The sequence below is a fragment of the Mesorhizobium metallidurans STM 2683 genome (assembly GCF_000350085.1).
Lineage (GTDB): Bacteria > Pseudomonadota > Alphaproteobacteria > Rhizobiales > Rhizobiaceae > Mesorhizobium > Mesorhizobium metallidurans.
On record NZ_CAUM01000103.1, the window covers coordinates 1 to 20,827 of the forward strand.

The following is a 20,827-nucleotide window of genomic DNA, read 5'->3' on the forward strand; positions in this document are numbered from 1 at the left end:
CGCCGGCCTTCGCCAGATCGAGAAGGAAAGGGCGGTCTTCGGGGCCGCCCTTTTTCGTTGAACCCTTGCGTTACAGCCTTGTCGAGCGGGCACGCCGTCATTTCAAAATCTGTTGCAAGCGCTGCAACCGTAACTAGTATAGGTTGCATCGAGGGGGCTTGCCCAAATGGGTCCGTGGCACCGTTTGAATGGCCAGACATGGTGGGCGCTTGGGCTGATCTGCCTGGTGTCGTTTTGTGTCATGGGCGACGCCGCCTTCGCGGCGAATACAAAGAAATCCATGCCCGATCTTGGTCCGCCGATGCGGTTTGTCGTTGTCCGCAGCAACGCGCCGGGTTGCGAGCCGACCTGCCCGGAATGGATATCGGCTGAAGGATCGATAGAGGCCGGAACGCCGGCGCTGCTCAGACGCACGCTCAAGACGCTCCGCGACCGAAAACTGCCTGTTGTCGTGGATTCTCCAGGCGGCAACGTCGAGGCGGCGCTGGCGCTTGGCCGGCTGATCCGCAAGAACAAGCTCGATATCGCGGTCGGCAAAACCCGGGTCACCGGCTGCCAGCCCGTGGCCAAGGGCTGCAAGGAAAACGACGGCGAGGGCCCCCGCTACTTCGGCAATGCCTATGCCAGCGGCGCCATCTGCAATTCCGCCTGTCCGTTGATGTTTGCCGGCGGCATCAGGCGCGTCGTCGGGCAATTGGCCTATCTCGGCGTCCATCAGATCACCACGACCTATATCCGGACGAAATTGCGGTACCGGACCACCTATCGCGTGGTGAAGGGCAAGAAGAAGATCATCGACAAGAAGGTCATCAGCCGCAAGAACGCCGGCAGCTACAAGACCTACGAGATGAGCAAGGCGTTGGAGAAGAAGCTGGCCGCCTATCTGAAGGAGATGGGCGTCGGCCCGGGCGTGCTCGAAACGATGAAGAGCACGCCGGCCAGCGGCATCCAGCAGTTGGTTCCGTACGACATGTTTCAGACGAAGCTCGTCACCAGTCTGGATGCTCTCGACCTGCTGACCGCGCCGACCATATGCAAGGTAGATCCGGTGCCGACGAATTGCCGGGAGATACCGGCGAACAAGGGCGCGAAGCCGGCCGACGTGCCGGCGGCCGAAGCCAAGCCCGATGTTCCTCCATCGGGTGAGACCGCGCCGAAGGAAGATGCGGAGATGCGCTTCGCCCTCGTTCGCGGCAGCAACCCGCTCTGCAATCCCGATTGCCCGGAGTGGATCTCGGCGGAAGGCACGATCACCGCCGGAACCCCCGACAGGCTGCGCCAGTTGCTCGATACCGTCGGCGGGCGAAGGCTGCCGGTGGTGATCAGTTCGCCGGGAGGCGACGTGCTCGGCGCTATTGCGGCCGGTCGGCTGATCCGGGAGCACAAACTCGACGTCGCCGTTGCCCGAACGGATTTCGTCGACTGTGATCCCGGGGCGGTGGGTTGCGTCGCCAAGGATGGCATCCATGCCGGACTTACCATCGATTCAGGCGGCGAATGCAATTCGGCCTGCCCGATCATGATCGCCGGCGGCGTCAGGCGCCTTGTCGGCCCCAGTGCGCGCCTCAGCATCCAGTCGGTGGGGCAAGCGCAGAAGGTTGAGGCCTATCTCGACGAGATGGCGATTGGCCGGGATCTGTTCACCGCAATTCAGCGCAATTCGGTCCGGCACCAACTCGAACCAGACATGATGCTGAAGAACGGGCTGACGACGGGACCTCAATCGGTGGACGAACTGACAGGCGCCACCATCTGCAGATCGGCGCCGAAGCCTGACAATTGCAGGGTCACGCCGTCAGCCAATGCCGAGGCCGCGGCGCCCCCGAAGCTGTAGCTTCGCGCCGGCCAGACTGGCCATCGAGGCAGGTTGAGCCACGCACGGTCCTTCCGCTATCGTCCCTGCCGATCACAATCGAGGATCGGCGATGAAAGAGAGCGTCCCGACATTGTTCGAATGGGCTGGCGGCACCGAGGCGCTGAACCGGCTGACGCAGACCTTTTACGACAAAGTGGCGTTGGACCGGTCGTCGGTCCGGTGTTCAAGACAATGTCGCCCGATCATCCTGCCCATGTCGCCGCCTTCATCGGCGAGGTCTTTGGCGGGCCGAAAACCTACACCGAAAGCCATGGCGGCCACCGCGAGATGGTGATGCATCATCTCGGCAAGCATCTGACCGAGGAACAGCGCCGCCGCTGGATCAATCTTTTGGCTGATGCCGCCGATGCGGTGGGTCTGCCGGGCGATCCGGAATTCCGCTCGGCTTTCATGGCCTATGTCGAATGGGGATCGCGGCTGGCCAGGATGAATTCCAATCTCGGCGAGACCTGCGATCCCGAGACCGAACCGATGCCGGCCTGGGGCTGGGGCGTGCCGGGCGGTCCGTATAAGGCGAGCGGCAAATAGCGAGGCAGGCTGGGGAACCCCTGTTTTCCACCGCCCTTCGCCGCACGCCACTCTTTACAGAGCGCGCGGAAGCTTTTAGGAAGCGCCTGCTGCGCCGACATGCGCACGATACGGGCATAGCTCAGTTGGTAGAGCGGCGGTCTCCAAAACCGCAGGTCGTAGGTTCGAGCCCTGCTGCCCGTGCCATTTTCGAAATGGCGATTTCTCGGAAAAAGCCCGGTTTCCAACGAGCCGGCCTTTGAAAATCGGCCGATGACTTGCCATATAGGCCGAGTTGGGGCATAAGAGCCCGATAGCCGGGACGGGACGACTGGATGGTTCCGAGGCGGCGTTTGGTCATAAAGCGGACACTTGCCACTTGCGTGGATCAAGAATCGGTTTTATGTAGACGAGACAGACACGCGACGCGTGGAGCTGGGAAGCCGGCTTTACGCGTCCGATTTGCATGGGCGAAATGATTGCGCTGATTCGGCGCGGCCATGAGGTTCAGGCGGCACGTCCCGGCCAGCGGGATCATCCAGGAGATCCGGTCAACGGGTCTTGAAGACAGGCGGCACATGGCTTCGAAAACCACAAATCCTTTCGTCTTTCTCCAGCAGGTTCGCTCGGAGACCGCCAAGGTGACTTGGCCGTCGCGCCGCGAAACGATGATCTCGACGGTGATGGTCCTGGCGTTCGCGCTGATCGCGATGATCTTTTTCTTCAGCGCCGATCAGCTCTTTGGCCTCGCGGTCGAGCAGATTCTGGGCATTGGACGCTAAGTCCGGCGATTACGGAGAAGTCTTGAGATGACTGCGCGGTGGTACATCGTCCACGCCTATTCGAACTTTGAAAAGAAGGTCGCCGAGGATATCGAGAACAAGGCCAAGCAGAAGGGCCTGTCCGCCGACATCGAGCAGATCGTGGTGCCGACCGAGAAGGTCGTCGAGATCCGCCGTGGCCGCAAGGTCGATGCCGAGCGCAAGTTCTTCCCGGGCTATGTGCTGCTGAAGGCAAATTTGACCGACGCGATCTTCTCGCTGGTGAAGAACACGCCGAAGGTCACCGGTTTCCTGGGCGACTCCAAGCCGGTGCCGATCACCGAGGCCGAGGCCCAGCGCATCCTGAACCAGGTGCAGGAAGGCGTCGAGCGGCCCAAGCCCTCGGTCACGTTCGAGATCGGCGAGGCGATCCGTGTTTCGGACGGTCCGTTCGCGTCGTTCAATGGTTTTGTCCAGGAAGTGGACGAGGAGCGGGCGCGGCTCAAGGTGGAAGTTTCGATCTTCGGGCGCGCCGTGCCCGTCGATCTCGAATTCGGACAGGTCGAAAAGGGCTGATCCGAAATCCTCGCCGCCGGTTGGCGGCAGGGGAGGCGGCGCGGAAAACCGCGCGGCCTGAACGGGTGGGAGGCGAATGCGGCTTAGCCGGCCGCGCGAACCGCACCACCAGACTGCAACCGCCGGTGTTTCCCCGATAGTGGGCCGGCATGAGAAAAGGCAGGAATAGAGATGGCTAAGAAAGTTGCAGGCCAGCTCAAGCTCCAGGTTGCCGCGGGCTCGGCTACGCCGTCGCCCCCGATCGGCCCGGCGCTTGGTCAGCGCGGCATCAACATCATGGAGTTCTGCAAGGCGTTCAACGCGCAGACCCAGGAAATGGAAAAAGGCTCGCCGATCCCGGTCGTCATCACCTACTACCAGGACAAGTCGTTCACCTTCGTCATGAAGACGCCGCCGGTGAGCTACTTCCTTAAGAAGGCCGCGAACCTGAAGTCGGGCTCGAAGGAGCCGGGCAAGGTCAAGGCCGGCACGATCGGCCGCGACAAGGTGCGCGCCATCGCCGAGCAGAAGATGAAGGATTTGAACGCCAACGACGTCGAGGCGGCCATGCGCATGGTCGAGGGTTCCGCCCGCTCGATGGGCCTGGAAGTGGTGGGCTGAGATCATGGCAAAGATTGCAAAACGCGTATCGAAGACCCGCGAAGGCATCGATCCCAACAAGGCTTACGCGCTGAATGAAGCGCTGAAGCTGCTCAAGGATCGTTCCTCGGTGAAATTCGACGAGACCATCGAAGTCGCCATGAATCTCGGCGTCGACCCGCGCCATGCCGACCAGATGGTCCGCGGCGTGGTGAACCTGCCGAACGGCACCGGCCGCTCGGTCCGCGTCGCCGTGTTCGCACGCGGCGATAAGGCCGAGGAAGCCAAGGCCGCCGGCGCCGATATCGTTGGCGCCGAGGATCTGGTCGAGATCGTCCAGAAGGGCACGATTGACTTCGATCGCTGTATCGCCACGCCGGACATGATGCCGCTGGTCGGCCGTCTGGGCAAGGTGCTCGGCCCGCGCGGCATGATGCCGAACCCGAAGGTCGGCACCGTCACCACCGACGTTGCCGCCGCCGTCAAGGCATCGAAGGGCGGCGCCGTCGAGTTCCGTGTCGAGAAGGCCGGCATCGTTCAGGCCGGCGTCGGCAAGGTTTCGTTCGACGTCAAGGCGCTGGAAGAAAACGTCCGCGCCTTCGCCGACGCGGTGACCAAGGCAAAGCCGGCTGGCGCCAAGGGCAACTACGTCAAGAAGGTGTCGGTCACCTCGACGATGGGCCCGGGCCTCAAGCTCGACGTCTCGACGCTCGCAGCGTCCTGACACGAATTACCCGGATCGGCCGCTAAAGGGCTGATCTGAAAAAGAATCCCGGGCCTCCGACCTGTCGGCGGCCCGGTGCCCGGAAGTCGAAAGGCTTCTGGACATCCTGTCCGAGATTGCGGGCGGCCCGAGCCTTGGTTTGAAAAGGGGGCCTTAATTCATGTGGGCCTGCATGAGACGGGTGAAGACCGGACAACGGAGCCGCAAGCTCCAATGAAAGGTTCGAACCGTGTTTGCCTTTTGTCTGCGCACCCTCCGGCTTGCCGGCTGGTGTGGCGAAAGGGGGCAGGATCCTCGAGCGTCGTTCGGGAGATCCGTTACTGGATGGCCCGGCCGGCAAAAGGCAACCCGACGCCTGTCCTCGTGAATGGGAATGTTCCCATTGAAAGGGCAGGGGTCAACTGGAGATAGGCAGTGGACAGAGCGGAAAAACGCGAACTCGTCACGGGCCTGAATGATGCGTTTTCAAGCGCTGGTTCAGTCGTCGTGGCCCACTACGCCGGTATCACCGTCGCGCAAATGAACGACCTTCGGTCGAAAATGCGCGCTGCCGGTGGCACCGTCAAAGTCGCGAAGAACCGTCTCGCCAAAATCGCTCTTCAGGGCACGGACTCCGCATCGATCATCGAGCTGTTCAAGGGACAGACGCTGATCGCCTATTCGGAGGATCCGATTGCGGCGCCGAAGGTCGCGTCCGATTTCGCCAAGGGAAATGACAAGCTCGTCATTCTCGGCGGCGCAATGGGCACCACCTCGCTCAACGCCGACGGTGTGAAGGCACTCGCCACACTTCCGTCGCTCGATGAGCTGCGCGCCAGGCTGGTTGGCATGATCGCCACGCCGGCAACCCGGATCGCCCAGATCGTCAATGCGCCCGCGGCTTCGGTCGCGCGCGTCATCGGCGCTTACGCCCGGAAGGACGAGGCGGCATGAGGCCGTTCCTCGCTATCACAAACACACGTTCGAACCTTATGAAGGAATACAACAATGGCTGATCTGGCAAAGATCGTAGACGACCTTTCGAAGCTGACCGTCCTCGAGGCGGCCGAGCTGTCGAAGCTTCTGGAAGAAAAGTGGGGCGTTTCCGCCGCTGCTCCGGTGGCGGTTGCCGCCGCTGGTGGTGCTGCGGCCGCTGCTGCTCCGGCTGAGGAAAAGACGGAATTCGACGTCGTCCTCACCGAGGCGGGCGCTCAGAAGATCAACGTCATCAAGGAAGTCCGCGCCATCACCGGTCTTGGCCTCAAGGAAGCCAAGGACCTGGTCGAGGCGGCTCCGAAGCCGGTCAAGGAAGGCGTTTCCAAGGCCGACGCCGACAAGTTCAAGGCCCAGCTCGAAGCAGCCGGCGCCAAGGTCGACTTGAAGTAAGCGTTGTCTAAAGCGGCGGGCGGCCTCGCGCCGTCCGCCACTCCCTTCGCGTGAAGGGAGGCCGCGTAACGCGAGACGTACGAAAACCTCTTTCCTGAGGGCCTCGGAATCGGCCTTCAGGAAACGGGTTTTCTCCCGTTTTAGCCGACCGCCGACAGGTGGCCGGAGAACCGATTGAAGGGCCACCGCCGAGGCGGCCGCGAATGCAAGGCGAACCGCGGCGAGGTTCGTCCCGAGTTTAGAGCTAAGGAGCGACGATGGCCCAGACCCAGACTTTCAATGGCCGCAGACGCGTACGCAAGTTCTTCGGAAAGATCCCGGAAGTTGCGGAGATGCCGAACCTGATCGAGGTTCAGAAAGCATCCTATGACCAGTTCCTGATGGTGGACGAGCCCAAGGGCGGGCGTCCGGACGAGGGACTGCAGGCCGTTTTCAAGTCGGTCTTCCCGATTCAGGACTTTTCCGGCTCCTCGATGCTGGAGTTCGTGAAGTACGAGTTCGAAGGACCGAAATTCGACGTTGACGAATGCCGTCAGCGCGACCTGACCTATGCCGCGCCACTGAAGGTGACGCTGCGCCTCATCGTGTTCGATATCGACGAGGATACCGGCGCCAAGTCGATCAAGGACATCAAGGAGCAGGACGTCTACATGGGCGACATGCCGCTCATGACCTTGAACGGCACCTTCATCGTCAACGGCACCGAGCGCGTCATCGTCTCGCAGATGCACCGTTCGCCGGGCGTCTTCTTCGACCACGACAAGGGCAAGTCGCACTCGTCGGGCAAGCTTTTGTTTGCCGCGCGCGTCATCCCCTATCGCGGCTCCTGGCTCGACATCGAGTTCGATTCGAAGGACGTCGTGCATGCCCGTATCGACCGCCGCCGCAAGATTCCGGTGACGTCGCTGCTGATGGCGCTCGGCATGGACGGCGAGGAGATCCTGTCGACCTTCTACAACAAGATCACCTACAAGCGCGCCGGCGACCATTGGCGCATCCCCTTCAATGTCGAGCGTTTCCGCGGCCTCAAGGCTGTCGGCGACCTGATTGATGCCGACACCGGCGAGGTCGTCGTCGAGGCCGGCAAGAAGATCACTGCACGCCAGGCCAGGGCGCTGGGCGAAAAGGGTCTCAAGGCGATCAAGGCGACCGATGAGGATCTGCTCGGCAACTATCTTGCCGAGGACATCGTCAACTACGCCACCGGCGAGATTTTCCTCGAAGCCGGCGACGAGATCGACGACAAGACGCTGAAGGTGCTGCTCGGCACCGGCGAGGACGAGATCAAGGTTCTCGACATCGACCACGTCAATGTCGGCGCCTATATCCGCAACACGCTCAACGTCGACAAGAACGAGAGCCGCCAGGACGCGCTGTTCGACATCTACCGCGTCATGCGCCCCGGCGAGCCGCCGACGCTGGAGACCGCCGAAGCCATGTTCAACTCGCTGTTCTTCGACAGCGAGCGCTATGATCTGTCGGCCGTCGGCCGCGTCAAGATGAACATGCGCCTTGAGCTCAAGGCCGAGGATACCGTGCGCGTGCTGCGCAAGGACGACATCCTGGCCGTGGTCAAGACGCTGGTTGAACTGCGCGACGGCAAGGGCGAGATCGACGACATCGACAATCTCGGCAACCGCCGCGTGCGTTCGGTCGGCGAGCTGATGGAAAACCAGTACCGCGTCGGCCTGCTGCGCATGGAGCGCGCGATCAAGGAGCGTATGTCCTCGATCGAGATCGACACGGTCATGCCGCAGGATCTGATCAACGCCAAACCGGCCGCCGCCGCCGTGCGCGAGTTCTTCGGCTCCTCGCAGCTGTCGCAGTTCATGGACCAGACCAACCCGCTGTCGGAGATCACCCACAAGCGCCGTCTTTCGGCGCTTGGACCGGGCGGTCTGACGCGCGAGCGCGCCGGCTTCGAGGTGCGCGACGTGCACCCGACGCATTACGGCCGCATCTGCCCGATCGAGACGCCGGAAGGCCCGAACATCGGTCTGATCAACTCGCTGGCCACATTTGCGCGCGTCAACAAGTACGGCTTCATCGAGAGCCCGTACCGCAAGATCGTCAACGGCAAGCTGACCAATGAAGTCGTCTATCTCTCGGCGATGGAAGAGGCCAAGCACCATGTCGCGCAGGCCAATGCCGAGCTCGACAAGAACGGCGGTTTCGTCGACGAATTCGTCATTTGCCGCAACGCCGGCGAAGTGATGATGGCGCCGCGCGAAAACGTCGATCTGATGGACGTGTCGCCGAAGCAGATGGTGTCGGTGGCAGCCGCCCTGATCCCGTTCCTCGAGAACGACGACGCCAACCGCGCTCTGATGGGCTCGAACATGCAGCGTCAGGCCGTGCCGCTGGTGCGCGCCGAGGCGCCGTTTGTCGGCACCGGCATGGAGCCGATCGTCGCCCGTGACTCAGGCGCTGCCATCGGTGCTCGTCGCGGCGGCGTCGTCGACCAGGTGGACGCGACGCGTATCGTCATCCGCGCCACGGAAGATCTCGATCCCGGCAAGTCGGGCGTCGACATCTACCGGCTGATGAAGTTCCAGCGTTCGAACCAGAACACCTGCATCAATCAGCGTCCGCTGGTGCGCATGGGCGATCGGGTCAACAAGGGCGACATCATCGCCGACGGTCCCTCGACCGAACTCGGCGATCTGGCGCTCGGCCGCAACGTGCTGGTCGCATTCATGCCGTGGAACGGCTACAACTACGAGGACTCCATCCTCTTGTCCGAGCGCATCGTCGCCGACGACGTCTTCACCTCGATCCACATCGAGGAGTTCGAGGTCATGGCGCGCGACACCAAGCTCGGTCCAGAGGAAATCACGCGCGATATTCCCAACGTCTCGGAAGAGGCGCTGAAGAACCTCGACGAAGCCGGCATCGTCTATATCGGCGCGGAAGTGCAGCCGGGCGACATCCTGGTCGGCAAGATCACGCCGAAGGGCGAAAGCCCGATGACGCCGGAAGAAAAGCTGCTGCGCGCCATCTTCGGCGAAAAGGCCTCTGACGTGCGCGATACCTCGATGCGCATGCCTCCGGGCACGTTCGGCACCGTCGTCGAAGTGCGCGTCTTCAACCGTCACGGCGTCGAGAAGGACGAGCGCGCCATGGCGATCGAGCGCGAGGAGATCGAACGCCTCGCCAAGGACCGCGACGACGAGCAGGCGATCCTCGACCGCAACGTCTATTCGCGCCTTTCCGACGTTCTCGTCGGCAAGGAAGCGATTGCCGGGCCGAAGGGGTTCAAGAAGGGCTCGAAGCTGTCGAAGGACACGCTCGACGAGTATCCGCGTTCGCAGTGGTGGCAGTTTGCCGTGGAGAACGAGAAGCTCCAGAGCGAACTTGAGGCGCTGCGTGGCCAGTACGACGATTCCAAGAAGGCGCTCGAACAGCGCTTCATGGACAAGGTCGAGAAGGTGCAGCGCGGCGACGAAATGCCTCCGGGCGTCATGAAGATGGTCAAGGTCTTCGTGGCCGTGAAGCGCAAGATGCAGCCCGGCGACAAGATGGCCGGCCGGCACGGCAACAAGGGTGTCGTGTCGCGCATCGTTCCGGTCGAGGACATGCCTTTCCTCGAGGACGGCACGCATGCCGATATCGTGCTCAACCCGCTGGGTGTGCCGAGCCGCATGAATGTCGGCCAGATCCTGGAAACGCATCTGGGCTGGGCTTGCGCCGGCATGGGCAGGAAGATCGGCGAGCTGATCGACGCGTACAAGACAGGCGGCGACATCAAGCCGCTGCGCAAGACGCTCGAGAGCTTCATGCCGGCCAACGACCGCAACGAGCCGATCCGCGAGTATGACGACGAGAGCGTCGTTCGCCTCAGCGAACAGATGCGCCGCGGCGTCTCTATCGCGACACCGGTGTTCGACGGCGCGCACGAAGCCGACATCAACATCATGCTGGAGCAGGCGGGCCTGCACACCAGCGGTCAGTCGCAGCTCTATGACGGACGCACCGGCGAGCCGTTCGATCGCAAAGTGACGATGGGCTACATATATATGCTCAAGCTTCACCACCTTGTGGACGACAAGATCCACGCGCGTTCGATCGGACCGTACTCGCTCGTTACCCAGCAGCCGCTGGGCGGCAAGGCGCAGTTCGGCGGCCAGCGCTTCGGCGAAATGGAGGTCTGGGCGCTCGAAGCATACGGCGCCGCCTACACGCTGCAGGAGATGCTGACGGTGAAGTCGGACGACGTCGCCGGCCGCACCAAGGTCTACGAGGCGATCGTCAGAGGCGACGACACGTTCGAGGCCGGCATTCCGGAGAGCTTCAACGTTCTGGTCAAGGAAATGCGGTCTCTCGGCCTCAATGTCGAGCTGGAGAACACCAAGCTCGACGACAACCCTGTCCGGCTGCCCGACGCGGCCGAGTAATGAAGACATCCGGTCGCGGAAACCCGCGACCGGATGCACCAATTCTACGGCCGGTGGGCCGACCACTCAGCGGGCATTCGGCTCGCGATAGATGCAAGGGGTTTTCGAGGACCCCGAAAAGGAGAACGGCATGAACCAAGAGGTCATGAATCTCTTCAATCCACAGGCGCCGGCGCAGGTGTTCGATTCCATCCGGATTTCGCTCGCCAGCCCTGAGAAGATTCTGTCCTGGTCGTTCGGCGAGATCAAGAAGCCGGAGACCATCAACTACCGCACCTTCAAGCCGGAGCGCGACGGCCTGTTCTGCGCGCGCATTTTCGGCCCGATCAAGGACTATGAGTGCCTGTGCGGCAAGTACAAGCGCATGAAGTACAAGGGCGTCATCTGCGAGAAGTGCGGCGTCGAGGTCACGCTGTCGCGCGTCCGGCGCGAGCGCATGGGCCATATCGAGCTCGCAGCACCTGTCGCCCATATCTGGTTCCTGAAGTCGCTGCCCTCGCGCATCGGCACGCTGCTCGACATGACGCTGAAGGACATTGAGCGCGTCCTCTACTTCGAGAACTACATCGTCACCGAGCCCGGCTTGACCGCGCTGAAGGAGCACCAGCTCCTCAGCGAGGAAGAGTACATGATCGCCGTCGACGAATATGGCGAGGACAGCTTCACCGCCATGATCGGCGCCGAGGCCATCCACGACCTCCTGGCCGGCATGGACCTGGAGAAGATCGCCGGCGACCTGCGCTCGGAGCTGGCTTCGACCACGTCCGAGCTGAAGCAGAAGAAGTATCTGAAGCGGCTCAAGGTCGTCGAGAACTTCATGGAGTCCGGCAATCGTCCGGAATGGATGATCATGAAGGTGGTTCCGGTGATCCCGCCGGACCTGCGCCCGCTTGTCCCGCTGGATGGCGGCCGTTTCGCCACGTCCGACCTCAACGATCTCTATCGCCGCGTCATCAACCGCAACAACCGCCTGAAGCGGCTGATCGAGCTGCGCGCGCCCGGCATCATCGTGCGCAATGAAAAGCGCATGCTGCAGGAAGCCGTCGACGCACTGTTCGACAATGGCCGCCGCGGCCGCGTCATCACCGGCGCCAACAAGCGTCCGCTGAAGTCGCTGTCCGACATGCTCAAGGGCAAGCAGGGCCGGTTCCGCCAGAACCTGCTCGGCAAGCGCGTCGACTATTCCGGCCGCTCGGTCATCGTCACCGGTCCGGAGCTCAAGCTGCACCAGTGCGGCCTGCCGAAGAAGATGGCGCTCGAACTGTTCAAGCCCTTCATCTACGCCCGCCTCGACGCCAAGGGTTATTCCTCGACCGTCAAGCAGGCCAAGAAGCTGGTCGAGAAGGAGCGTCCGGAGGTCTGGGATATCCTCGACGAGGTCATCCGCGAGCATCCGGTGCTGCTGAACCGCGCGCCGACGCTGCACCGCCTCGGCATCCAGGCGTTCGAGCCGATCCTGATCGAAGGCAAGGCGATCCAGCTTCACCCGCTGGTCTGCACGGCCTTCAACGCCGACTTCGACGGCGACCAGATGGCCGTTCACGTGCCGCTGTCGCTGGAAGCGCAGCTTGAAGCCCGCGTGCTGATGATGTCGACCAACAACATCCTGCACCCGGCTTCCGGCGCGCCGATCATCGTGCCGTCGCAGGACATGGTTCTCGGTCTCTACTATCTCTCGATCGTCAATCAGAACGAGCCGGGCGAAGGCATGGTGTTTGCCGATATGGGCGAACTCCAGCATGCGCTCGAGACCAAGGCGGTGACGCTGCATTCCAAGATCAAGGGTCGTTTCCGCACGGTCGACGCCGAAGGCAACGTCGTGTCGAAGATCCACGACACCACGCCTGGCCGCATGATCATCGGCGAACTGCTGCCGAAGAACGTCAACGTGCCTTACGAGACGGCCAACCAGGAGATGACCAAGAAGAACATCTCCAAGATGATCGACACCGTCTACCGCCATTGCGGTCAGAAGGAGACGGTCATTTTCTGTGACCGCATCATGGCGCTCGGCTTCAGCCACGCCTGCCGCGCCGGCATCTCGTTCGGCAAGGACGACATGCTGATCCCGGATGCCAAGATCAAGCTGGTCTCCGACACCGAGGCTTTGGCCAAGGAATACGAGCAGCAGTACAATGACGGCCTGATCACGCAGGGCGAGAAGTACAACAAGGTCGTCGACGCCTGGGCCAAGTGCTCGGAAAAGGTCGCCGACGAGATGATGGCCCGCATCAAGGCGGTCGAGTTCGAGGACAATGGCCGTCAGAAGCCGATGAACTCGATCTACATGATGTCGCACTCCGGTGCGCGCGGCTCGCCCACCCAGATGCGCCAGCTCGCCGGCATGCGCGGCCTGATGGCCAAGCCGTCGGGCGAGATCATCGAGACGCCGATCATCTCGAACTTCAAGGAAGGCCTGACCGTGCTCGAGTACTTCAACTCGACCCACGGCGCCCGCAAGGGTCTGGCCGACACCGCCTTGAAGACGGCGAACTCGGGCTACCTCACCCGTCGTCTGGTCGACGTGGCGCAGGACTGCATCGTCAACTCCGTCGACTGCGGCACCGACAAGGGCCTTACCATGCAGCCGATCGTCGATGCCGGCCAGGTCGTCGCTTCGGTCGGACAGCGCGTGCTGGGTCGTACGTCGCTCGACGACATCACCCATCCGGTGTCGGGCGAGGTTCTGGTCAAGGCCGGAACGCTGATGGACGAACGCGATGTGGAGCAGATCGAAAAGGCCGGCGTCCAGTCGGTCCGCATCCGCTCGGCGCTGACCTGCGAGGTCAGGGTCGGCGTCTGCGCGGTCTGCTACGGACGCGATCTGGCCCGCGGCACCCCGGTCAACCAGGGCGAAGCCGTCGGCGTCATCGCGGCGCAGTCGATCGGCGAGCCGGGCACCCAGCTCACCATGCGTACCTTCCACATGGGCGGCACGGCGCAGGTGGTGGATTCGTCGTTCCTTGAAGCCTCCTATGAGGGCAAGGTCGAGATCCGCAACCGCAACGTGGTGCGCAACTCCGACGGCCAGCAGATGGTCATGGGCCGCAACATGGCGGTGCTGATCCTCGACGAGGCCGGCAAGGAGCGCGCCACGCACCGCGTCACCTATGGTTCGCGCATCTTCGTTGACGATGGCGACAAGGTGAAGCGCGGCCAGCGCATCGCTGAGTGGGATCCCTATACCCGCCCGATCCTCACCGAAATCGAGGGCAGGGTGGCGTTCGAGGATCTGGTCGACGGCATTTCCGTTCAGGAAACGGCCGACGAATCGACCGGCATCACCAAGCGCGAGGTCATCGACTGGCGTTCGACGCCACGCGGCAACGACCTCAAGCCGGCGATCGTCGTCCAGGACGCCAAGGGTAAGGTCGGCAAGCTGTCGAAGGGCGGCGACGCCCGCTTCCTGCTCTCGGTCGAGGCCATTCTCTCGGTCGAGCCGGGCGCGCATGTGAAGCCCGGCGACGTGCTGGCGCGTATTCCGATGGAAAGCGCCAAGACCAAGGACATCACCGGCGGTCTGCCGCGTGTTGCCGAACTGTTCGAGGCACGCCGTCCGAAGGATCACGCCATCATCGCCGAGATCGACGGCACGATCCGCTTCGGCCGCGACTACAAGAACAAGCGCCGCATCATCATCGAGCCGCATGACTCGACGCTTGAGCCGGTCGAATACCTGATCCCGAAGGGCAAGCCGTTCCATCTCCAGGACGGCGACGTCATCGAGAAGGGCGACTACATCCTGGACGGCAATCCGGCGCCGCACGACATCCTGGCGATCAAGGGCGTGGAAGCGCTTGCCTCCTACCTGGTCAACGAGATCCAGGAGGTCTACCGCCTGCAGGGCGTGTCGATCAACGACAAGCACATCGAGGTGATCGTTCGCCAGATGCTGCAGAAGGTCGAGATCACCACGCAGGGCGACTCGACCTACATTCCGGGCGACCACGTCGACGTGATCGAGCTGGAAGAGGTCAACGAGCGGCTGATCGAGGACGGTAAAAAGCCGGCCGAAGGCCAGCCGGTGCTCCTGGGCATCACCAAGGCCTCGCTGCAGACGCCGTCCTTCATCTCGGCCGCCTCCTTCCAGGAGACGACCAGGGTGCTCACCGAAGCAGCGGTTGCCGGCAAGACCGACATGCTGCAGGGGCTGAAGGAAAACGTCATCGTCGGCCGGCTGATCCCGGCCGGCACCGGCGGCACGATGAGCCAGATCCGGCGCATCGCCACCTCGCGCGACGAGCTGATCATCGACGAGCGCCGCAAGGCCTCGGGCGTCGAGGTCGCCGACCCGATGCTGACCGACATGGTCAACGCCGCTCAGTAAGCGCGGAAGAAGAGAAGATGGAAAAGGGGCCCAAGCGGCCCCTTTTCGCATTTTGGCTTTCCCAAAGGATCGACAAGAACATGAGCAAGAAGATTTGGACCGCGGTCGACGACTACATCGTTTCCTCTCTCTTCGAAGCGGATCCCGTGCTTGACGCGGTGCTTGCGGCAAACCGCGACCAGGGTCTGCCGGCGATCGACGTCTCGGCCGCGCAAGGCAAGCTGTTGTCGCTGCTGGTGCGCATCGGCGGCGCGAAGAAGGTGCTGGAGATCGGCACGCTTGGCGGCTACTCGACCATCTGGATGGCAAGGGGATTGCCCGCCGACGGCAAGATCGTGACCCTCGAACTCGACCCGCATCATGCCAGTGTCGCGCGGTCGAACTTTGAACGGGCAGGGGTGTCGGACCGGGTGGACCTGCGGGTCGGGCCGGCGCTTCAGTCACTCGCAGCACTGGGGGCCGAGAATGCCGGGCCGTTCGACCTGATCTTCATCGACGCCGACAAGCCGAACAACCCGAATTATCTGTCATGGGCCATGCGCCTTTCGAGGCCGGGGACCGTCATCGTCTGCGATAACGTCATCCGCGACGGCGCGGTGCTGGATGAGGATGGCAGTGACGCCAATGTCGAAGGCGCACGCGCGGCATTCTCGTTCATCGGCGGCGACAAACGGCTCGACGGCACGGCCATCCAGACAGTCGGCGCCAAGGGCTATGACGGCTTTGCCATTGCGATCGTCAATTGAACCGGCCGACGCCCGCGGATCAATCAAAGAATGCTTCGACCACATTGCGCCTGCCGAGCATGAAGGCGTCGGCGACATGCTGGAGCGGGGCGAGGTCGACGTCCGACGTACCGGCGCGCACGATCTCGGCAAAGCGCTTGTAAAGCATCGGGTATTCGGCTTCCGGCTCGTCGTGGACGACGCGGCCGTCGACGGCGAGCTTCGTGCCGCCGCCCGAAAGCACCATCTGGCCCTTGTCCGTGTCAGCCAGAATGTCCCAGCTCTGCGGGCCGGTCTGCAGCCAGTCGAGCTCCATCGTCACCGGCAATCCATCAGACGTGCGAAAGGCGACATGTGCCGCGACCGGGGCCGCGCGGTTTTCAGGAAAATCCAGAACCGCCGAGGTGATGAACATCGCTGGCAGGATGTGGGTTGCGATCGACAGCGCATTGATGCCGGGATCGAAGACGCCGAAGCCGCCCGGCGCCCAGATCCATTCCTGGTTCGGGTGCCAGCGGCGCACGTCTTCTTTCCAGTTGATGGCGGCCGATTTGATTTTGGCCGAGCCGAGAAATGCACGCGCGGCTTCGACCGCCGGTGCATAGCGCGAGTGCCAGCTGGCAAACAGCGAAACTCCGTTTGCCGCCGCCAGTGACTTGAGGTCTTCGACCTCGCTGACCGTGGCGCCCGGCGGCTTCTCCAGGAAGACATGCTTCTTCGCCGCCAACGCCGCCCGCGCCGCGTCGTAGCGGAATTGCGGCGGCATGCAGAGCGATACAGCCTCAAGCTCAGGCACCGCCTCGAGCATAGCTTCTATGGTTGGAAAATTCGCAATGCCGTCGACCTTGCCATTCCGGCTGGCAGCAGCGGTCAGGCGATAGTCCCGGTCCTTCGCCAGGGCTGGAAGGTGCTGGTCGCGGACGATCTTGCCCACCCCGACAATGCCGATCTTGATGGGGTCGCTATTCCTGGACATGGGGGCTCCGACGATTGGAAAGGTGCTTGGCTAGCTGAGATTGGGTTCTTAGCAGAGAACCGATGCCGGGCAAGCCTCGGTGCAGATGGCGGCCGAGTCTAAGATAAGCTGCTGCGAGCTTGGCCCGCGACCGATCGGTCCTTGCGTCAGAGCGGCACGTCGAAGGTGACGATCGAGACTTCGCCTTCGAGCGCGCCTTGATAGGCCGACAGATGCGGCTCGTCGTCGGGCACGCCCTCCATGTCGCCGATCTGGTCGAGCTCGGCCTCGGCGTAGCCTTCGGCCGCCAGCGATTCGAGGGCGCGCCGCACCGCCGAATCATCGTCGGGCGCGACCAGCATGACGTGAACGCCTTCCGGCTTGCCGCCTTTCCTTTTCCACACCCGGCCGGTGATGATGGTGACCGGGCGTTCTTCGTTGTCGTTCACGGGGCCGATTCCTCTGTATAGGGTTTGGCGGGCAGGGGATTGCGCCGTTCATGCCGCCTTTTCGCATGAAGCATGGCCGCATGACAGCCAAAAGCCGGTCACTTTCTTCCCGGCTCTTGCAAAATGGCGAAAGAAAATTACATGCGTTTTTCGCATGGCTGCCAAGCCCCGGTTGGTGCGCAATATTTGGCGCTCCGGGGTTGACGGACAACAGGCTTGCGAGTAGAAGCCGCCCAGTCAGAACCGATGTGAGGCTCTCCCTTCCGAAGCGACACGCTTTGGAGTTTGCCTCAAACAGGGTTCGTTTTACGAGCGAAAAGACATTTCCGGCGTGCATGAAGCGGCTTCCGCTTCCTCTGCCATTTGTTCGGGCAAGACCGCGAGGCGCGTTTTGTGGCCCGAATTTGCGTATGGAAATGACGCTTTGAGCGGCCCTGACCGGGCGAGACACGGAATTGAGAGACAAGAGGGTTTAATGCCTACCGTCAACCAGCTGATCCGCAAGCCGCGCATTGCGCCGGTGAAGCGCAACAAGGTCCCGGCCATGCAGCAGAACCCGCAGAAGCGGGGCGTCTGCACGCGCGTCTATACCACGACGCCGAAGAAGCCGAACTCGGCGCTGCGCAAGGTGGCCAAGATCCGCCTGACCAATGGTTTTGAAGTGATCGGTTACATCCCCGGCGAAGGTCACAACCTTCAGGAACACTCCGTGGTGATGATCCGCGGCGGCCGCGTCAAGGATCTTCCGGGCGTGCGCTACCATATCATCCGCGGCGTGCTCGACACGCAAGGTGTGAAGAACCGCAAGCAGCGCCGTTCGAAATACGGCGCCAAGCGTCCGAAGTGACCGAAGCGTAGCCAAGGTCATCCCGGAGGCAGCGATGCCGAAAACCGGGATCCAGGCCACCACGCAGAATTGAGGCAGAGAAAAAATGTCCCGTCGTCACAGTGCAGAAAAGCGTGAGATCAATCCGGACCCCAAGTTCGGCGATCTGATCGTCACCAAGTTCATGAACGCCGTCATGTATGATGGCAAGAAGTCGGTTGCCGAGACCATCGTCTACGGTGCGCTCGACCAGGTCCAGTCGAAGACCAAGCAGGAGCCGGTCACCGTCTTCCATCAGGCGCTCGACAATGTCGCGCCGCATGTGGAAGTGCGTTCGCGCCGCGTCGGCGGCGCCACCTACCAGGTTCCGGTCGATGTGCGCCCCGAGCGCCGTCAGGCATTGGCCATTCGCTGGCTGATCGCCGCCGCCCGCAACCGCAATGAGACCACCATGGTCGATCGCCTCTCCGGCGAGCTGATGGACGCGGCCAACAACCGCGGAACCGCCGTCAAGAAGCGTGAAGACACCCACAAGATGGCAGAAGCCAACCGCGCCTTCGCGCACTACCGCTGGTAAAGCGCGAACGAGACTGAGAGGCAGCTACGATGGCCCGCGAATATAAAATCGAAGACTACCGCAATTTCGGTATCATGGCGCATATCGACGCCGGCAAGACGACGACCACCGAGCGCGTCCTCTATTACACGGGCAAGTCGCACAAGATCGGCGAAGTCCATGACGGCGCTGCCACCATGGACTGGATGGAGCAGGAGCAGGAACGCGGCATCACCATCACGTCGGCCGCGACCACGACCTTCTGGAAGGGTCGTGACGGCAAGATGCACCGCTTCAACATCATCGACACCCCCGGACACGTCGACTTCACCATCGAGGTCGAGCGTTCGCTGCGCGTGCTCGACGGCGCCATTGCGCTGCTCGATGCCAATGCTGGTGTCGAGCCGCAGACGGAAACCGTCTGGCGCCAGGCCGACAAGTACCGCGTGCCGCGCATGATCTTCTGCAACAAGATGGACAAGATCGGTGCCGACTTCTATCGCTCGGTCGAGATGATCGGTTCGCGCCTCGGCGCGCAGGCCGTCGTCATGCAGCTGCCGATCGGCGCCGAGACCGAGTTCAAGGGCGTCGTCGACCTCGTCGAGATGAATGCGCTGGTCTGGCGGGACGAGACACTGGGCGCTGCCTGGGACGTCGTCGAGATCCCGGCCGACCTTAGGGCACGTGCGGAAGAATACCGCGAGAAGATGATCGAAGCCGCCGTCGAAATGGACGAGACGGCGCTCGAAAACTACCTCGAAGGCAAGATGCCGTCGAATGACGAGATCCGTTCGCTGATCCGCAAGGGCACCATCGCGGTCAAATTCTACCCGATGTTCTGCGGCTCGGCCTTCAAGAACAAGGGCGTGCAGCCGCTGCTCGACGCCGTCGTCGAATATCTGCCGTCGCCGGCCGACGTTCCGGCCATCAAGGGCGTCGACGCCAAGACCGACGCCGAGATCGAGCGTCACGCCGACGACAACGAGCCGCTGTCGATGCTCGCCTTCAAGATCATGAACGACCCGTTCGTCGGTTCGCTGACCTTTGCCCGCATCTATTCGGGCAAGCTTACCAAGGGTATCTCGGTCGACAACACCGTCAAAGGCAAGAAAGAGCGCATTGGCCGCATGCTGCAGATGCATGCGAATTCGCGGGCCGACGTCGAAGAGGCGTTCGCCGGCGACATCGTCGCTCTGGCCGGCCTCAAGGACACGACCACCGGCGATACGCTGTGCGATCCGCTGCACCCGGTCATCCTCGAGCGCATGGAATTCCCCGACCCGGTCATCCAGATCGCCATCGAGCCGAAGACCAAGAACGACCAGGAAAAGATGGGTCTCGCCCTTCACCGCCTGGCAGCCGAGGATCCGTCCTTCCGCGTCAAGACCGACGAGGAATCGGGCCAGACCATCATCTCGGGCATGGGCGAGCTTCACCTCGACATCATCGTCGACCGCATGCGCCGCGAGTTCAAGGTCGAGGCCAATGTCGGCGCGCCGCAGGTGGCCTATCGTGAGACGATCACCCGCAAGCACGAGCAGGACTACACGCATAAGAAGCAGACCGGCGGTACCGGTCAGTTCGCCCGCGTCAAGCTCCTCTTCGAGCCGAATCCGGAAAGCAGCGAATTCGAGTTCGAATCGAAGATCGTTGGCGGTGCCGTGCCGAAAGAATACATCCCCGGCGTCGAAAAGGGCATCAACAGCGTCATGACGTCCGGCCCGTTCGCAGGCTTCCCGATGATCGGCGTCAAGGCGACGCTCATCGACGGCGCCTACCACGACGTCGACTCCTCGGTGCTCGCCTTCGAAATCGCCGGCCGCGCCTGCTTCCGTGAAGCTGCGCCCAAGCTCGGCGTTCAGTTGCTCGAGCCGATCATGAAGGTCGAGGTGGTGACGCCGGAAGACTACGTCGGCAGCGTCATCGGCGATCTGAACGGCCGTCGCGGCCAGATCCAGGGCCAGGAAGCCCGCGGCGTCGCCGTGGTCATCAACGCCATGGTGCCGCTCGCCAACATGTTCAAATACGTCGACAATTTGCGCTCGATGAGCCAGGGCCGCGCTGCCTACACCATGCAGTTCGACCATTACGAGCCGGTGCCGACCGCGGTCGCCCAGGAAGTCCAGAAGAAATACGCGTAACTCGCACGGGTTGCAGCGCTAACTTAATTCAAAGCCCGCACGGGCGAGCAGGAATGGAGACATCAC

At 62.5% G+C, this 20,827-nt stretch carries 15 protein-coding genes, 1 tRNA gene and 1 pseudogene; 15 read left to right on the top strand and 2 right to left on the bottom strand.

The genetic code is table 11. From position 1 onward, the window contains the following. Nucleotides 1–166 precede the first annotated feature (166 nt). The 12 genes and pseudogenes from MESS2_RS17115 to MESS2_RS17170 all read left to right on the top strand — a co-directional run bounded on the left by MESS2_RS17115 (nucleotide 167) and on the right by MESS2_RS17170 (nucleotide 15,855). Nucleotides 167–1,834 carry a COG3904 family protein gene (locus MESS2_RS17115; RefSeq protein ID WP_008875651.1) on the top strand — a complete coding sequence of 556 codons (1,668 nt, stop codon included), beginning with the start codon at nucleotides 167–169 and terminating at the stop codon, nucleotides 1,832–1,834. Nucleotides 1,835–1,925: 91 nt separating this feature from the next. After that, a pseudogene (locus MESS2_RS17120) lies at nucleotides 1,926–2,404 on the top strand (group II truncated hemoglobin). Between the two features lie 110 nt (nucleotides 2,405–2,514). Further along, nucleotides 2,515–2,590, top strand: a tRNA-Trp gene (locus tag MESS2_RS17125). Nucleotides 2,591–2,961: 371 nt separating this feature from the next. Continuing rightward, nucleotides 2,962–3,165, top strand: coding sequence for a preprotein translocase subunit SecE (gene secE / locus MESS2_RS17130; protein WP_040593378.1), 204 nt, complete (start codon nucleotides 2,962–2,964; stop codon nucleotides 3,163–3,165). 27 nt (nucleotides 3,166–3,192) lie between these two features. Continuing rightward, entirely contained in the window at nucleotides 3,193–3,720 is a 528-nt protein-coding gene (nusG, locus tag MESS2_RS17135; protein ID WP_008875655.1) for a transcription termination/antitermination protein NusG, read from the top strand. A gap of 171 nt (nucleotides 3,721–3,891) precedes the next feature. Next, nucleotides 3,892–4,320, top strand: a complete 429-nt coding sequence (gene rplK, locus MESS2_RS17140) for a 50S ribosomal protein L11 (RefSeq protein ID WP_006202140.1) — start codon at nucleotides 3,892–3,894, stop codon at nucleotides 4,318–4,320. A gap of 4 nt (nucleotides 4,321–4,324) precedes the next feature. Beyond that, the gene (gene rplA, locus MESS2_RS17145; RefSeq protein ID WP_008875656.1) at nucleotides 4,325–5,023 is read left to right on the top strand and encodes a 50S ribosomal protein L1; all 699 of its coding nucleotides are present in this window, start codon (nucleotides 4,325–4,327) and stop codon (nucleotides 5,021–5,023) included. A 414-nt stretch (nucleotides 5,024–5,437) separates the two neighbouring features. Next, nucleotides 5,438–5,956 carry a 50S ribosomal protein L10 gene (gene rplJ, locus MESS2_RS17150; RefSeq protein WP_008875657.1) on the top strand — a complete coding sequence of 173 codons (519 nt, stop codon included), beginning with the start codon at nucleotides 5,438–5,440 and terminating at the stop codon, nucleotides 5,954–5,956. A 54-nt stretch (nucleotides 5,957–6,010) separates the two neighbouring features. Further along, nucleotides 6,011–6,388, top strand: a complete 378-nt coding sequence (gene rplL, locus MESS2_RS17155) for a 50S ribosomal protein L7/L12 (RefSeq protein ID WP_008875658.1) — start codon at nucleotides 6,011–6,013, stop codon at nucleotides 6,386–6,388. A gap of 257 nt (nucleotides 6,389–6,645) precedes the next feature. Then, the gene (gene rpoB / locus MESS2_RS17160; protein ID WP_008875659.1) at nucleotides 6,646–10,782 is read left to right on the top strand and encodes a DNA-directed RNA polymerase subunit beta; all 4,137 of its coding nucleotides are present in this window, start codon (nucleotides 6,646–6,648) and stop codon (nucleotides 10,780–10,782) included. Nucleotides 10,783–10,912: 130 nt separating this feature from the next. Further along, nucleotides 10,913–15,109 (top strand): DNA-directed RNA polymerase subunit beta', encoded by a 4,197-nt coding sequence (rpoC, locus tag MESS2_RS17165; RefSeq protein ID WP_008875660.1) that lies wholly within the window; start codon nucleotides 10,913–10,915, stop codon nucleotides 15,107–15,109. An 80-nt stretch (nucleotides 15,110–15,189) separates the two neighbouring features. Beyond that, the gene (locus MESS2_RS17170; protein ID WP_040593380.1) at nucleotides 15,190–15,855 is read left to right on the top strand and encodes an O-methyltransferase; all 666 of its coding nucleotides are present in this window, start codon (nucleotides 15,190–15,192) and stop codon (nucleotides 15,853–15,855) included. A gap of 19 nt (nucleotides 15,856–15,874) precedes the next feature. Here the strand turns inward: MESS2_RS17170 and MESS2_RS17175 are convergent, their stop codons facing one another. Then, on the bottom strand, nucleotides 15,875–16,810 hold the full coding sequence (locus tag MESS2_RS17175; RefSeq protein WP_008875662.1) for a Gfo/Idh/MocA family protein: 936 nt from the start codon (nucleotides 16,808–16,810) through the stop codon (nucleotides 15,875–15,877). Between the two features lie 146 nt (nucleotides 16,811–16,956). After that, a complete protein-coding gene (locus MESS2_RS17180) occupies nucleotides 16,957–17,238 on the bottom strand; it encodes a transcriptional regulator (protein ID WP_008875663.1) in 282 nt (93 codons plus the stop codon). A gap of 475 nt (nucleotides 17,239–17,713) precedes the next feature. On the opposite strand from MESS2_RS17180, the gene rpsL reads away from it, so the two are divergent. From rpsL to fusA, 3 genes are all read left to right on the top strand, one after another. Continuing rightward, the gene (rpsL, locus tag MESS2_RS17185) at nucleotides 17,714–18,085 is read left to right on the top strand and encodes a 30S ribosomal protein S12 (protein ID WP_006333356.1); all 372 of its coding nucleotides are present in this window, start codon (nucleotides 17,714–17,716) and stop codon (nucleotides 18,083–18,085) included. Between the two features lie 85 nt (nucleotides 18,086–18,170). Further along, entirely contained in the window at nucleotides 18,171–18,641 is a 471-nt protein-coding gene (gene rpsG, locus MESS2_RS17190) for a 30S ribosomal protein S7 (protein WP_008875664.1), read from the top strand. Nucleotides 18,642–18,670: 29 nt separating this feature from the next. After that, complete coding sequence (fusA, locus tag MESS2_RS17195; protein ID WP_008875665.1) at nucleotides 18,671–20,761, top strand: elongation factor G; 2,091 nt, start codon at nucleotides 18,671–18,673, stop codon at nucleotides 20,759–20,761. Nucleotides 20,762–20,827 lie beyond the last annotated feature (66 nt).